The organism is Nocardia sp. NPDC049190, assembly GCF_040648115.1.
Classification (GTDB): Bacteria; Actinomycetota; Actinomycetes; order Mycobacteriales; family Mycobacteriaceae; genus Nocardia.
The window spans coordinates 184,030-200,862 of sequence record NZ_JBEZDE010000005.1 but is presented as its reverse complement, the minus strand read 5'-3'; the positions used below and the strand labels follow the sequence as shown (position 1 = coordinate 200,862).

The 16,833-nt window shown below is 64.9% G+C and carries 1 protein-coding gene (only partly in view); it reads left to right on the top strand.

The whole window is internal to an alpha/beta fold hydrolase gene (locus tag AB0B25_RS07320) on the top strand: the coding sequence, 151,173 nt in all, runs 89,069 nt past the left edge and 45,271 nt past the right edge, and what appears here is coding positions 89,070-105,902 — codons 29,690 (partial) to 35,301 (partial); the first complete codon in view begins at window position 2. Both codon boundaries (start and stop) fall beyond the window edges.

Sequence of the window (16,833 nt, the reverse complement as noted above, 5' to 3'; positions counted from 1 at the left end):
TCTGCCGGCGGGTAGATCGACGACGCTACTCGGCGCAGACCGGCTCGCCGTTCCGGGGAACGAATCCAATATCCCGCACCGGGCGGCCCGGCTCGGCAACAGCGTTGTCATCGGGACCATCCACTACAGCAGACCTGACCACCCGCACGCTCGCGCGCTCATGGATCTCGTCGATGCAACGATCGAGAGTATTCCTAGAGCGTCCCTGCCGGACGTAATTTTCCTGGTTGAAGGCCGAGTGCCGGTTGTCGACCCGGATGCGACCCCGGAGGCGGCGCTGATGGGTCCTCGGGGTGAGATGGGATACCTCGCCCACAGGGCTTATGAAATCGGTTGCAAGACCGAATCATTGGAGGAAGCTGCCCGGGCTCAGGTCGCGGGCTTGATGAGCCACCCTGACCTGCAACACCTTTCCCGGCTGCGGCGGCGCGCGGCAATTTTCGTGTACTACGTGCTGCGTATGATGCCGCAAGGATTGCGGGCGAAATCCGGGGTGGATATGGACAGCCACCTGGAGGAAGCTGTCGACCTGTACAAGTACCTGCTGCCCAAGAATGTCGAACGGCCGGTGCGGGTATTCCACCATCTGCTCGTCGCACAGGGTTATTCCGAGTACACCTATCCTCGTGCTTTCGCGGCGTCGGATGAAGACTGGTTGTTGCGGGAGACGACGGACATGCTCCGAGGCGGCGCGGAATTGTCCGACGTGCAGAAGGTGGCCGCGGCCTGTCACAACCGTAGACAACGGATCGCCGCGCAAAAGATTCGTGATCATATCGCGGCCGGGAAAACGGTCATCGCTGCCTTCGGCGATCCCCATCTCGACAAGATTATGCCGAGGACGCAATTCGCGGAATCCGAAGTTTTCGTGGTCGGTTCCGAATCCGCGCGCACGGTCCAGGAGTCCCGTCCAGCGGCGGCTGAGGAAAACACCTCGGCCTCAAGGGAATCCGGTGGCGCGCCCCGTGCTGGGGGTGGGCCCGGTGTCGGTACGCCTCCTGGCGCGGTGGACTCCTTCTACGACGGTCAGGTCGACGCACTGGGCAACCCCGTCCGGGAACGCACCCGCAGTCAGCGGCCGTTCGCGGGCGCGGACGGACACGCGGGACTCGGCGGCGCGGTGGAGTTCTACCACGATCACGAGAACGATCGCCCATGGGACGGACCCTTGGTCCCCGTGAGCCTCGGAAGTGAGCAACTTCAGCGGATCGGGGCGCAGCCTGTTCCGTGGGGCGGTGACGGCACGGATGGCTCGGCGCGGCGACTGCGCCGGGTCCGACAGATACTGCGCAAGACCGAGATCGGCCGGTGGGCAGACCAGCTCTTGTCCGACAGCGGCATCCGCGTGTTGCTGGCAGCGCATGCCGACGACCCGCCGTACCCGGTCAAGAAGGTCTTGGTGCTCGATGTCGGCGGCTCCAACGCCGAACTCGCCGCCGCCATGGTCGCGGCCGCTTTCCACGTACTTCAGGAACAGGATCCTGACCGTGGTAACTCCCTTCGGGAGTCGCTTGCCTCGGAGCGTGCGGACTCTGTGGCACGGCGACTCGGTGCGGAAGCCGAATCGCAGGCCGGGCGTGCCGAGGCGATGCGGCAACTGCGGGAAGCCAGGGAAGCCAGCCACGACACCGATCCGCCCGATGTGCTGGAGCTGGCGTACACAGCGGCGTATCAGGATGCTCTGAACGAGGCTGTGGGCGACCGCACGCCGTCGGATGGGGAGATCGGACTGGCCTGGCAAGCCGGTATCGCGGCGGTGCTACCGCTGCTGCGCCGGATCGGGCCGCGGAATCTCGCCGACATTCCAGGTATCGAATTGCTGAGCGACAGGCTCTACCGCGGCGGAGGCTACCTCATCGAACCTCGGGGAGAAGGCCTGCGCCTGCACGAGAACGTCACATCAGATCTTCGCATCGACGATCTTCCTGTTCTGGCGGTGGCGGCCGATGCGCGCGATGGCCGGCTTCGCCTGTACACGCGAACGGTCGATCCCAGCCACGGCCCGATGGACCTGCGGGCAGACATTGCGAGTGGCAGCGGTGTCAGTTCGGGCGGTCTGCTGTCCGCCGATACCGCGGCCGGGGAAGTTCTCGATCATTTGGAACGGACCGGGGTTCCGCTCCGCCGACAACTGGCCGAGGCGGGATTCGAACCCATCACCGATAACATCCTGCGGCTGCGTCACGACGATGTCGAACTGACCGCCGTGGTTGGCCCCGACGACACGATCGTGTTCCACCAGCCGATGTGGAGCAATAAAGATCTGGTCGCGCGGTCGAGCGTCGTGGGTGTCGATTCCGTACCGAGTACGAGTCGGCTCGGCGGAACCGAGCCCGCTTTGCGACTCGACAACGGCTGGCTGAACTACACGCTTTCAGGTACTTCCCCGTCCCTGGTGAAGGTCGAGGTAACGCGTCCGATCACCGCCGTCGACGTCGGTGTGACACCGATTACTCCGTACCGGGAGTCGACCGGGTTCGTGATCGGCGCGGACAATCCCACCAGCAGGATTCTGCGGCTCACCGAAATCAACGGATACCGGATCAGTGATCTAGAGCGCTGGATGCGGCCCTTCGACGCGGATGCCTGGGATGCTGGAGTGCCCAGGTCGATCGGTTCGACAGCGGGTTTCCTCGGTCCCGACGACAGCCTGCTGCGGACCCTTGCCCGCGACAACGACCTCGTTCGCAGTCTCGGGCTCAGCCACACCGACCTTGCACGTGCGGTCCACCTGACCAGCGAGCTGGACAACCGGTTCCAGGTCACGGCGTATATCGGCGAGGGCAACCACATCTACACCACGGCCAAACGAGGCGCCCTCGGCAGCCAGGACTCGCCGTTCCGCGACAACACAGTCGGTTTCAACAATCACCTGGTCACCAACACCGCGACCGGCGCCTCGGTGGACGTCTCCGACCTCGGCGCTCACCTGATCGAGCGATACGGCTTCTACCAAGGCCCAGCAACCAGCTACCGGGCGGCGCCCGAAGACATCATCTCGACATTCGGGCACCTACTCGACCGTGTCGGCGGACGAGAACGTCTCCGGCAGGCAGTCGCCGCGGTGGACGCCAAGTACGGATGGCCAACCGATACGCCGGACACGCCACCCGTGATCGCGCCGTCGCCCGAGCATCCCGGAGCAACGCCGCGGCTGTCGTCCGAGTCGGGTTATCCGGCGGTTCGGGGCCCGGCCCCGGTACGGCCGACCGATCGCAAGGACGCGACGTCGTCGTCCGACCCGTTCGACCTCGGACTGGACCTGCCTCGTGCCGAGCCGACGAGCTTCACGGTCGAGAACCACTCTGCTCGGTACGATCCGGGACAGGTGACCGCGCACAGCGTCGGCGGGGACGCGGCCGCGTTCGAATCACCTGGCCAGCGCGGTTCCGGCGATGCCGGGGAGACGACCGCTACCGAGCGCACGATGTCCGCCGAGCCGCACTCGGCGCCGTCCCCGGCAGCGGTCGACGCGGACGCGCCGGGCGAAGCCCCTGGGCATGTGCCGTCATTGCTGACGCCTGGAGATCCGAGGGAGCTGGAGGACACTGAGAGTGCTGCTGTTTGGTGGGCGGCGAATCGGGCCAGGGATGCTGTGCTCGCCTTTTCCGACTACCGTTACGATCCGGCCTTCACCGTGGTTCGTGCTCGGGAGTTGGCTACGGAGGCAAGGCAACATATAGCGACTCTGTTCGATCTTGCCGTCGATACTCGGGAAGCGGCTGAGTTCGAGGCTCTTCTGACAGTCCTGCAGTGGAACGAACAGATACACGTGCCGGTCACACTATCGACCGAGCCTGACGTTCTTCTGGAGATCGACGATGCGCCGGCGGAGGCTCCGGTTCGGCGAGTAGATGATGATCTGCTGCGGCGGCGTGCGGTGGGGAGTCATCGGGATGCGTTGACGGGAGATAAGCGGGTTTGGGAGGTTCCGGAGCCGGCTGAGACTGCTGATCTCGGTGAGATTTCGACGTTGTTCTGTGCGCGTATGCCGCTTGATGCAGTGGATGATTCGGCGGATGACGCAGCCGATGACGCAAAACCTCGGGTAGGCCGGCTGGTTCATTTCCGCCTGTTGGGCGATCCGCGTGGTTATCCGATCATGATGTCTCCTGGCACGCCACTGGGTGTGGATGGTCCGATGCCGGATCCGAAGGTGTTGGCGGAGCGCGGATTTGCCGTGATCGTGGTGGAGCGGCCTGGTTACGGTAAGTCGGGTCGGAAAGAAAACCGGGTGGTTGCCGACTGTGCTCGCGACATCATTTTCATCGCGACGGAGTTGTTCGGCTTCGAGCGCTACTCGGTGCTCGGTCGTTCCGGTGGTGGCCCGCCGGCTCTTGGGGTCGCGGCGTTGGATCCGGCGCATGTCGACCACGCTGTCTCGCTCGTAGGCGGTGCTCCGCCTATTGCTGACAAGGCCAAGTGGATCGGCGCAATGGGCAACTTCAACCGGTCCGTTTACACGACGCCGCTGGAGAAATTGGCCGCGGATATGTTGGAGAAGGCCAGACTTGTCGCGGAAGACGGCATCAACCTGATTGAATCCATCGCCGGTGATTTCAAAAAATTGGATCATAGGTGGGTGGGCGCGCACTGGAAGCCGCTGACCCGCGGCTACCAGCGCGCTTTGGATGAGAATCCGGAGGCGTGGGGGGACTGTGCCAAGCAGCGGTTGATGCCCTGGGGATTCAAACTCGGCGCAATCACGGTAAAAACCACCGTGGTGCAAGGTGATGCCGACCAGTTCGTGCCGGTCGAGCAGAGCATGATCAACGCGCGGAATATTCCCGAGGCAACGCTGAAGCTCTTTCCGGGCGTTACCCACATGATGGGTATGTATTCATTGCCGGTCATAGTCCATCAGTTCGCGCGGGAGCGGGACGTGTACTGGAGTCGGATCGGCGACGAGAAAAGAATCCAGCAGATCCGGGCCGCCGACGTGCCGCTGCCGCTGCCGGACTGGTTCCTCCAGCCCCGCGATACCTGGGACGGGGACGTGGTGCCGCCGGTGAGCGACCGCGTCCGCGACCTGGTGAACGCTGTGGCGTCGGGTCCCCGCGAAACCACGGGGGCACCGCGATCCGAGCCGACCTCCGAGCATGAATCGCGGCCGCAAGTGGCTGCCGAGGCTCCCGACGAGTTCGCGCCGTTCGTGTCGGAACAGTGGATGAAGGAGGTCATCGGTCTCCATTCGCGCTCGGTCGAGATCGGCCGACTGGACACCCGAATACGGGAACTGACCGCGCGGCTCGACACCGCCGCGGCGGAACGCGCAGGGCTTGCCGATCAGCTTCTCGGAGAAGCACGTCGATTGCGGGAGCAGCTCATTGCCGAACGCGCGGAGTTGCGTGCAGTTCATCAGAAGCTCTGGCAGGCGCGCATGGTCATATTCCGCGGCCGTGTCGATCTGTCCACGGATGAGCAGGTGCAGCAAGCGCGTTCGGAGGAAATCCAGCTCGGACAGCAATTGCTGGACGGGTGCACCGTGCGGGCGCCACTGCGGGTTGACGAGGTGCGCGATATCGGTGCTCCGATCGCGGTCACGATGGCCGCCGCCCTCACGGATGATCCCGCCCGCACGGATGATTGTGCCGTTCGGATGATCGAACGGGATGTTTCCGACGGAGAAACATACGATTTCGAGATCGCCGCGGCGCTCGGCGGGCGTCTGCAGGTATTCGAGGACTACGACGACTTGACCCGGGTACTCGATATCTCGGGACGAGGCACTGCGGTCGCTGTGTTCGGTCTCTATGGCAGCGGGCAGGTCCATCTCGTATTCAATAGCAATGGTCGGCTACTGGTGTTCGGCAGCAAAGGCCCCGATGACCAGACTCTGGGCGTATACGAATACCCGGAGGATGATCCACGCGAATCGGTGCGGACGATCTCGGCAATCGTGCTCGCCAAGGGAGTGGCGCAGTCTCCGTTGACCGACGAAGCGCGAACCGAGTTGGTCGAGATCGGAGCGCGTTTGGCCGTTCTGCGCGAGGAAGCCGAACAGCTGCAGGACGATATCGACACCTACGGTGGCGCGCTCAACTCCCGTCTCATCGGTTCGATGGCACAACTGCGGACCGAGGTGGCCAGACTCCGTGCCTCCGCGTCGGATCCCGATAAGGCGTCGCTCATCGACAACTTCGAGGCAGCGGCACGACGGAGGTTCGTCGTGGTGCGCGAATCGACCGAACTGCTGCACCGGGCGCACGAACTGTCCGGATCGAGTTTCGAGCCCCCAGAAATCGAGATCGATCCCGAGCCGCCGAATGACGTGCCGGCATTCCCCGATCCGCGGCACGCTGCGGGTACCTGGGCACTGAGCACGGAAGTCGCCACAGCTCTCAACGATCCGACCGGTTACGACGCAGTGCCGCACATTATCGGCGGTCCACAGCCTCGGTACGACGGTCCGATCGAGTTGCACGGTACACGGCCGCACCCGGACCAGTGGTTCGCTGCTAATCCGGATGGCGCCGGTCGACCGGAAACTGGGGCGACGCCTGATCCGGGAATCGGCGCCCCCTCCGACGAGCGTCCCGACCCGAGGGACGATGAAGACGGCGGCGGTAGCGCACCACAGCAGGATGGACCGCTCCCGGACGATCCCACGGGTGGGGCCCCGGCGGTGCGGCGACCGGACAGCCTGGCTGAGGGTGATGCGCCATCGTTGCGAGATCTGCGTCGGATGCGGGCGGACGCCGAGGCGCGGCGCGAGGCGGCTCGAGCACGGCGCGATTCAGCGGCCGAGCTGTGTGGTGTGGATGTGGCCCAGCTCGAGCAATTGACCAGCGAACGTGACGAACTGCGTGCGGAGTTGGGGATCGCCGCCGATGCGAGCCGCGTGGCGGTGGCCGATCGGTTGGCGACGGTGATCGCTGCGAAGCGCGGCGTGCCGGTGGCGGATCGGTCACCGGACGATGTCCGGCTGCTCCTGCTCGCCGAAGAGCGGTACCCGCGGCTGAACACGGTGATCGAGCAGGCCGAGCAGTTCAACCGGTGGGACGGGCACGCCCGGCGACTGTCGGCCGCCGTCCGCGGGTACTGGCGGCGTGCGGACGCGCGGGAGTTGCGCGACGACATCACCGAGGAGTTGCAGGAACTCCTGGGGGAGCTGAAGCCGGATTCTCCGCTGGACCAATTGACGCGCAAGCGCGACGATCTGTGTGCGGAACTGGGGATTTCGGCCACTATCGGCTCCGAGGAGCTGATGGCGATCGCCTACGCGGCCATCCAAACTCCGGTTGCCGGCCGCCTCGTTTTGTTGCTGGAGCTCGACGACCTAATTCAGCACGCGACTGCGTTCGACCAGCTGGATGGACAGTTCCATCGGCTGGTCAGGCAGGCCCGTGACCCCCTCGGTGGTGATTGGCGTGTGCCCTCCGGGAGGGTGCCGGCAGCGGTGATTGTTCCGGCGACGGTGGCGGATGCGGAGGGAATCTTCGACGCATATCTCGCGGCATGCTGGGAGGGATACAAAGATCTTCTCGGCGGACCCGGCGCCGAAAATGCCGCGTTGAAGCGCCAGTTGAAAGATATGGCATCACGCAAACTCCAGGAGTTCACGCGAATTCTTTCCGAGGGCAGCAAGACAATTTTCGTCCATAGGACGCCGGAAGGGGAGATCACTGGTTTCGTAGAGGCGTCCTTGCGCATGGATAGCGCGGGCCAAATATCAGCCTGGCATCTGCGGCCGGGTTGGCACGGGACGGGAGTCGGGCGGGCTCTGCTGCGTCGAGCGCTGGAATTCCTGGGCGACGTCGATGTCTACTCCGGCACAACCATCGACACCGAGGCCCTCGCAGCATATCTGCACCTCGGCTTCGAACGTATCGGAGAGCTGGAGACCATGCCGCCCGGGATGCGGGACGCCGGGATCCTCGGTATACAGCAGCCGCTTCGCATGGACCGCAGGGCCCGGGCAGCACTGCTCGAGCGCTGGGATCAGGAGGCCGCGGCCGAGGTCGGCGCGGTGCGGTCGCGGACGGAGGACGACGCCGATCTGGTGCCGACCGCCGATCGGACGGACACTGCAGGCGCCACCGGCGAGCCGGTCGTCGAACCGACACTTGACGCGATTCGGGGTGTCGCCGGCAGCGCGGACTGGGTCGCGGCCGGTGACGCGTGGCGTGCCGAGTTGACCGTCGGGCTACGGGGGATCGACCCGGATGCGCGCTCGGGCGGCGCCGAGGTGGCGAGTCGTTGGTTGGCGGATCGGCTGCGGGAACGTGGTTGGGGCACCGACGAACGGGTCGGTGTAGCCGAGTCCGCGCTGTCGGACTTGGTCGCGACCTCTCTGGACGTCACCGAGGGCGAGGTCCGGGTCGGGGTGGTGCTGATCGATCCGGTTGGTTGGCTGTTGGTGGAGGTGTTCGACGACGGCAGAGACCGTGCTGTGCTGGGACTGACCGGTGTCGATAGTCGCGGCGTCCGACTGTTGTCCGATGACAGCGGGCGGGTGACGTGGTTCGCCCTCGACGCGCTCAGCGGTGGCATGGCCGGCCGGCCTGAGGCTGGCGGGTCGCTCCCACAGCCCGGTCCGGGAATCGAACGAGACTCGGATGCACCACCGCCCGGCACAACGTCGCTGTCACCTGACACCTCCTCCTCGGAAGTTCCGGTGGACCGCTCACCAGGCAATGTGGCTTTCGACCCTGCGGGTCCTGGTGCGCACCACTCCGATTCATCGAACGACGAGGGCGTGTCTCAGGATGCCGGTTTCCCTGACGGCCAGGCCCCGGCCGCTACCCCAACTGCTGGCGTCGGGCGCACCGCGTCCGATGTTCCGGAATCGACGTCCGGTGCCACCAAGTGGTCTCGGAAACGGGCAGCGAAGGCCCTCAGGCGGTTGTTCAACCGGATGGATCGGTTGCGGGAGGCGGGTGATGACGAGGCGGCGGCTTGGTTGGAGGAGCGATGGGACGAGTTGCGCGCCGTGGCGTGGGGCGGGGCTGAACCCGGTGTCGTGAAGCGTGCCGAGGCGACTGCGGATGCCGAATTCGTTTTGCGGAGGTACGGCGTTCGGTCTGGCCGGGGCGTGGCTGCGGCGGGTGTGGATCGTACGGTGTTGGCGTCGATTGCCCGTGGGTTGACGGGTGCTCTGGTCGATCGGGCCGGGTTCGATGTGCGTGAGGTGGATGTCGAGCCGATGGAGCCGGGCGTGTTCTGGCGGCTGTCGGAGAACGCGGACGGCTCGGAACCAGCTGTCAACCAGCCGTGGTCGTTCGCGCGGCGGGTCACATTCAACCAGCTCTATCTGAGCGATGCTGAGGCGCTGGCGCGTGATTGGGCCCGGTGGCACGGTCCCGGGGATCCGGTGCGTGGTTTGGTCGACCAGGTGGTGGCGAACGGGTTAATTCTCGCCGGTCGGGGGCGTGCGGTGAACATGGTGTCGGGAACATTGACGGGGTTGTTCGAGGCGGACGAGCAGTCGATGCCCTGGGATGACTGGTTGCGTACGCAGTTCGGTGCGGTTGCGCGTCGTGCTGACGGGACGCTCGATGAACGCGCGCTGTTGATCGAATCGTTCGCGATAGTGGAGAGCCAGGGCGCTGCCGGTGGGGTGGGGCGAGTGGCTCTGCACCGCCTGCTACGCAAAACCGCGGCGGACGCGGCGAAGCTCCATCGTCGAGTGGCACGAGCCCTCGAAGACCATCGTCAGGTGTCCGTGGCTGAGCAGGAGACGAATTCCCTGCTGGAGCGACGGTTGACCATGCAGGGCTTCCGCGCCGTCGGCTTCCGCGAACCGACGCTGCCTGCCGAGGTCCCGCGCGTGATCGTCGAGACCATCGGGGCGCTGCGGGCGGGTGACCCGGCGTTCGAGACGATAACGTCCCGACCGGGTGGGATGCCGCAGCTGCGGATCGGGGTGCTCCACGGTGATGGCGACGGTGTCACGGCTCGATCGGATGTGGTGGCGGAGTACAACGAGGTCGCGCTCCCGATCGACCAGACCGAGTCCGGCGATGCCGGCGCGGGCGAGATCGCGGTGAACTTGCTGTGGGCGGCTGTACCAGTGGATCATCTGGACGAAAAGGTGTTGCGCGGCATCGAATCCGGGTGGCGTCGCGGCAGTACCAATCATAAGATTCCGTCGGTTCTGCTGCATGCGATCGGCTCTTGGCTGAATACGACGCTGCCGGCTGGAGAGTCGGAATTGGCAGGCATCAGAGAAATCTTCGAAGCATCCGAGGACTCCGGGGAAGTGGGTTTCGATGCTTGGTTGCGCACTCAGTTCTCCGGGTATTGTTTCCGTGGCGGAGTTTTCGACCTCGCAGCGGCGATCGCGGAATCGTTCTCGGTGGGTGCGTCCGACATGGTTCTCGGAGCAATAGAGCGAGAATATTTGGCGCCGATCACCGAGGGTGAGAGGTATCTCTATGAGCAGTTGCGCATCCGTATGGCGGCGGAAGCCACACGGAATCCGGGTAGTGGTGTCCGAGATGTGGAAACGGCGGAGAGCGCCACGTTCGACGATTCCTGGGGTGATCCGCCGGAGTTCCGGTACGTAGATCCGCGCTCGCTGTTCGACGAGCACGGCCGACCCGGACCGGCGTTGGCCGCGGCATTGAACCTGACCGACTCGGATCTCATCGAGCCGATCGAACCCGATCCTGCGCACGGCACGGTGTCTTCCGGAATCGAGGACGAGGATCCGCACGGGTGGCGGGCGCAGAACCCGCCCGGTGTGTTGTGGGCGAGCGAATATCGTCCGCTCGGTGCGGACTCCGGGGTGGAGATGCCCAGGGAGCACGCCGAGGCGATCGCCTACGCCGCACTCGAACGCGGCGAGACCGCGGACGGGTTCAGCAGCCGCGTCTACTTCATCGGCGAATACGTTCTGCTGCTGACGAAACAGGTGGAGGGGGTTGACCCGAGACAGTTCCCCCAACACGCCGTATTGGAGGCGATAACCGCGGCCGGCGTGCCCAATACGCCCCGGATGTTCGCGGTATTGAACGACTTCCGACTGCCCGACGGCACGGTTACGCCGGAGTCGGCGCCCGGACTGCTCCTGCGTCGGGGCACGGGACACAAGGGCACCCAAGCGGAGTTCTACCAACGCCGCGAGAAGTTGCTCGCGCAGCAGAAGCGGATGTTCGAGCAGCTGCGCACCGTCGACCTGGAACCGTTGCGGCAGTATCTCCCCGCCGATACACCCACGGATGTCTGGGAGTTCGCCCGCTACCTGATCGACGAACAGCGCAGGGTGTTCCGCTCGATGGCGGAAAAGCATGGCGAAAAGTATCGCCAACTCGGAATTTCCGAGGAGATGTTCGATCGCCTCGAACAGCTGATCCCGCTGTTGCTGCCCGAAGAACTGTATCTGGGGCAGAGTGATTGGATTCGAGACAACATCCTTCTCGACCCGTTCCTCTTGCTGGATTGGGAACTGGCGTTGTTGACTCCGCAGTCCTTCCAGTGGGCTCGCCTCCACATGCTCGATTTCCCCGGTTTCGTTCCGAGTTCGCTCGGCGGGGCGAACATGTGGTTCTGGTTGTTGCTATCCCACCTGCAGCGCACCGTGCACGATGCCGGGCGGCAGGTTCCTGGTAGTCGGGACGCCAACTATCTGGCCAGTTACGCCATCATGCGGATGTTCACCGGCCACAACCCGCGCGGCGCCGGGGAGTTGGTGGCCCGGGTGGCCGGCTCCGACACCCGGACCAAGATCGAGGCGGACCCGGACGTCACGGAGTTGGAAGTGCGCTCCGAAGGCAGCGTCTACGACGCTCAGCAGACCGAGTTTCTGATTCAGGGTGCTGTGCAATTCGTCGACGACTTCGTCGTGAATTGGCCCGACCATAAACGCAGAGCTATCAGCGATGTGGTGCGCCGGATGGTTTCGCATGCCTGGGAAACGGCGCCCGGCCGGATCGTGTTGATGGGTGAAAAGGCCGCCATGCCGGAATGGAACCGGAGTGTGCGTATCACCGTGTCGAGCGATTCCCCCGAGCTGTTCCCGGTAGACCGTATTCCCGACGAGGTACTGGACTGGTTCGGCGACGTCACGACTCGGTTCGTGGCGGACCCGAGCGGTTGGCCGACGAATACCACCGGATTCGACTTGTCGACCCGGTACTTCGGGAAAATTGGCGGGGACAAGGCGAAGGTGAAACCACCCGCTTCGCTCTATCAGATCCTGCCCGAACCCGCCGTGCGGTTCCGGCATTTGGGCTCGACCGTCGATCGTCCCGGGCTGCCCAGGTACGACGCGCTGAACGTGGTGCGGATGGTCACGGAGCCGAGCGTGTCCTTTGTCGAGGGAACACATTGGGCGGGCAAGGCGATCGGTGACGGCTACTGGGTCAGGTGGGACGTCCACCCGGACCGCTTGTTCGGCGACGACCCCCTGGGACTGCGGATTCTTGCCGGCCAGGAGCACCGACTGGCCATTGCCACCGCACGAGCCGTACCGGAGTTGCTGCCGCAAGTTCTCGCTGCGTTCGCGGGAGCGGAGGTGTGGCAGGGCGGCAACGTCCCGCATCTGGTGCTTGTCATGCGTCGGCTGCTCGGCGCCCACCGGTACGGCCGTGATTTCGATGCCATGGCCGACGAGATCGTGCCCACCGGCGAGGTATTGCTCCAGCAGTTGGCCGAGGTGCCGCGGGAGGCGTTGGGCAACACGGTTTCCCACGCTGATCAGCATGTCGATGTTCGCCTGCGAGCGCTGATCGATCACGCTCGAAGGGCGTTCGAACCGCACCGGGCCGCGGTGGAAGCGTTGGGGCTCGTCGACGTCGTCGACGAATTCCGACACGTGGAATCGCTGATCGAACAATTGGATCCGCGACCGCTGCAATTGGTGCCGATCGCCTTCGACAGCACGAACATTCTGTTCGCCAACGACCGGGTTTCCGGGGTTACCGGGGCGCTGGGGTGGCTGGATCCGTCCTGGCTGTGGGCTTGGTTGAACAGCAGGCACGTGGGTCTTGTCCCCGAGCGACTTCTCGACAACAACGCCATGATCTATTGGCAGTTCCTCACCGAGTGGGGGCTTGTCGAACAGTTGGCGGGCATGGCGGCGGAAAGGAACTCGGCTCTTCTGTTGCGGCCGAAGCAGGCGCTGCTCGGCGCGGCGAATACCGGGCGAGCGTTGCCGTCCGCGCGTGAATTCAGCGCACTGGGTGCGGAACCCGGTGGCCGGATCATGACTGAAGACGAAACGGCGCGGATCGCCGTGGAGGTCATCCGTTCAGGTACCGCCACCGTGTGCGAGGAGGGCGTCTACTACGAGCACGACGACTACCGGGTGCTGGTCGAGACGCCACATAAACGGAGATACGGGATCCCGCTGCACGAAACGGCGGAGTTTCTGACGCGGCATGGCGTCGGCCGGATGCCTCAGGTGCTGGGTGTGCTGGGTGGCCAGGATCTGGTGGACCGCTACTGGAGCAGTAGGCAACGAATCCACACCGGGCGGTCGCGTGGGCACCGATTGCCGGGCGGGATCGTGGCGGACGAGTCCAGTCGGATTGTGTTGATGCGTCGCAACCCCAAGGCTCACCGCGCTACCCGGGAGGAGTTCAACCGGTATCGGGACCGCATCATGGCGTCGTTGCAGACGCAGTGGCAGCAGATCGAACAGATACCTCAGGACGAGTCACGGCCGTGGCTGTCGGCCAAGCTGCGCGACTGGGCGCTGGACAGCATGGCGGGACCGGACGCGGTCCGGTCATTTCTGATGAAGGAAACAACCGTCAGGTGGACGTCTTTCGACGCGTCGCGGGATGCTGGTTTGGATGAAGTCTTCCGGGGGTTGGAGTTTCCGCGCCGTCCTTACGATCAACTTCGCGAGCGGAAGGTCGTCGCGGAACAGATGCGTGCACTGCTGCACGGCGATCTCAGCCCGGAGAAACTACTGATCGACGACCGCGGCCACCTGGTCGAGGTCATCGGGTGGCACGCGGCTCAGCCGGGGCCATCGGGGTACGACCTCGCCATCCTCGAAACACACAGCGATCAGCCACTTTCCGTTCCGGGCGTTTCCGACAGCCCGAATCGGAAGACATGGCGGGACCTGGTCGCCGTGAATCTCGCCGTCGGGCAGGCGGCGCAGCACTTGGTTCCCGAGCCCGACCCGTCGTTCCTGGCGCGCGTCGAGACCGCGCGACAGGTGTGGGGTTTGCCCGCCAAGGACGGCGCCGCCGTTGTCGCGGCCGTCGTGGACAGCCCGATCGCTCGAGGGGTGACCCCGGTCAGCGGTCGCCCGGGCACCCGGCGTCACGTCGTGCGGGAGGCCGGGGATGTCTACACCGGTGACCGGTTGGCCGATGCCGTGCGCGCGGCGGGCAATTTCCTGCGTCGTTCGCTGGCGGGATGGGCGCCCACAAGCTCCGAAGAGTGCATGGCCGCGGACATGGCACTGGGCCCTGTGGTACGGCATGCGTTGCTCGCCTCCAACGACGGCCAGGTGGAGGTATTCGTCCACGAGTTCTCGGTGCGGCATGGGCATCGGGGGTTGCAGGTCCGAGTGCTCTACTCCGGGTCGGAATTGTTCGTCCCGACCATGCTGCCGAGATCCGTCGCGGGCTGGTTGGAGACGGCGACCGCGTCCGCGCTGGACGATCGGCACGAAGGGTGGGCCGAGAAGTCGTTCGAATTCAGTATCAGCACGCAACAATTCCGGAACACCCGGGCCGGCGACGTTGCCGGGTTGGTCCCGGGGGACTCGCTGTTGGTCACCCGGTCCCAAGCCCACCGGTACCGCGCACTGGGCATGCCCGTGGAGTCCGGTCCGCAGTTGTCATGGGCGGGTGCGATGGCGTTGCTACCCACTCGAGCCGACAGCGCCCTCGACCTGGTCGAAGGGCCGCACAGTTGGGGTGTCGCGGTGGGAAGCGGGCTCTGGATGCAGCGGCCGAAGCCGTCACGTCCGGATGACATGCGTGCGCGGTCGTCGCAGGGCCGGTTCCCTCAGGTCATGGCGGCGATAACGCCGCATGTCGACCTGACGCAGCGGGTGCTGCGTGTTCTCGACGGTGGGAAGGCATACCTGATGCAGGCAATGCCTGGGCATCCGGCGAGCCGTGCCGAGTTCAAGATGCTCTATTACGACATGTACGCAGCCGCCGAGCGGATGCTCGACCAGGCTGCGCTGGTGCCGGCACTACGCCCGGAGCCCCAGGAGCCCCAGGAGTCCCAGGAGCCCTCGGGGTCCCAGGAGTCCTCGGAGATCCCGGAGTTGAAGACAGTGGAGGACTTCCGGGATTACCTCGTCGACCACGCGAAGCGGGTGCTCGCACCGCATCTGGAGAACCTGCGGCAAGTGTTCGACTGGCTCGACATCCCCGACGATCCGTTCGCGGCGATATCGGCGCGGGAATTGACGCCCGCCCAGCTGCAGTTGATCCCGACCCTCACGTTCGATAATTTCCGACTCGACAGCGGGCTCGTCGTCGGTTTCACGGGAACCAATTGGATGATGGGTGACCGGGCCTTCGCCTTTGCGGAGCTGAGCCATAGTTACGGGGGACACGGGCCGTGGATCTACGGACGTGGCAACAGCCGGGTCTACGCGGATTTCCTTACGGTGTGCGATGTTTTGACGGATCTGATCGCGCTGGTGTCGCCGGACCTGGAGCCCGCTCGTCGCGTCGAACTCGAACGGCGCCTGCGGCAGACCCTGCTCAAGGCCGACAATATCTGGGGCAAGAAACTCGGCGGCGGATTCGAGACGATCGACACCGTTTTTACCAAGGTCCGTGCCATGGCCGACGACGCTGTCTTCGCACCGCTCAAACGGCAGCCCGTCTTCGACCGGCTCCTGCCTTTCGCCAAACACGCCGTGGCTCGCGGGGAGCTCGCCGCGGACGCATTCCCCGTGGAAACCGGCTGGGATACCGCGCCATTCGCCATGAACGAGTTGGGGAAGCAATCGCCGCTGCCGCGCAGCCTGATGATGGAAGTGGAGCTCACTACTGCGGACCTCCCCGTGTCGCCGGAGGCGGTGTTGTCGGTACCTGCGGGTGCAGTGGCGAGGGTCGGCAGCCATTCCGGGCAGACCACGACACGAGCCATCGGGTATGTATTGGTGCCCGAAGACACGGTTGTGGAATGGCCGCAACGTCTGGGGGACGTCTTCGATGTGCGGCTCGTCCATGGCGGCGAACTCGCTGTGACCCACGCTTTCCTCGACGAGAACGGCATCTGGAATATCTACGGCCGATTCACCCCAGTCGAGGAAGGACAGGCCGACAGCGACACCCTGCCGTCCGAGGCGCGGGGCACTCGCGCTGGGGCCGCGTCCTCGGCGGGGATCTCATCGCGAATGGCGATCGGCTCCGGTGCAGCGGCACCTTCGCCTCGGAACAGGCCGCTCGAAGTCGATCACACGCCCGGCCCCTTCCGCTATCGGCAATTCTCGGACGAGGACGATTTCGACCTATACCCCGTATGGCAGAAGAACGAGTATGCGCTATTCGAAATCGCCAGCGAGACTGTCGTTTTCACCACCGAAGCGGAGGCGGTCGAATACATCCGGGCGTACTTCGACGTCGATGAGGCCCGTCCGCTGCCGCACGATATCTTGGTCGCGGTCGATCTCGACCTGGCCGACGAGTACATCGACCATCCCGAGCGAATGCGCGGCAACGTTTACCCGGCGCAGGACGGGACCGCGGTCCTATGCCACGACGAACTCGAGCAGAGCTACATCGACACTGCCTTCGTCCGGGTGTCCGCGGGCACAATGGCACGCGCGGTTTCGGATTCCGGAACGCCGCGCCTTGCCTTCGTCGACGGTCTGGATTACCGCGCGAGCCGGGCCTTCCCCGAAGACGCGGAACTGATACTCGTCTACGGCTACCAGGAGCGCACAGATCCGATAGGCGAGCC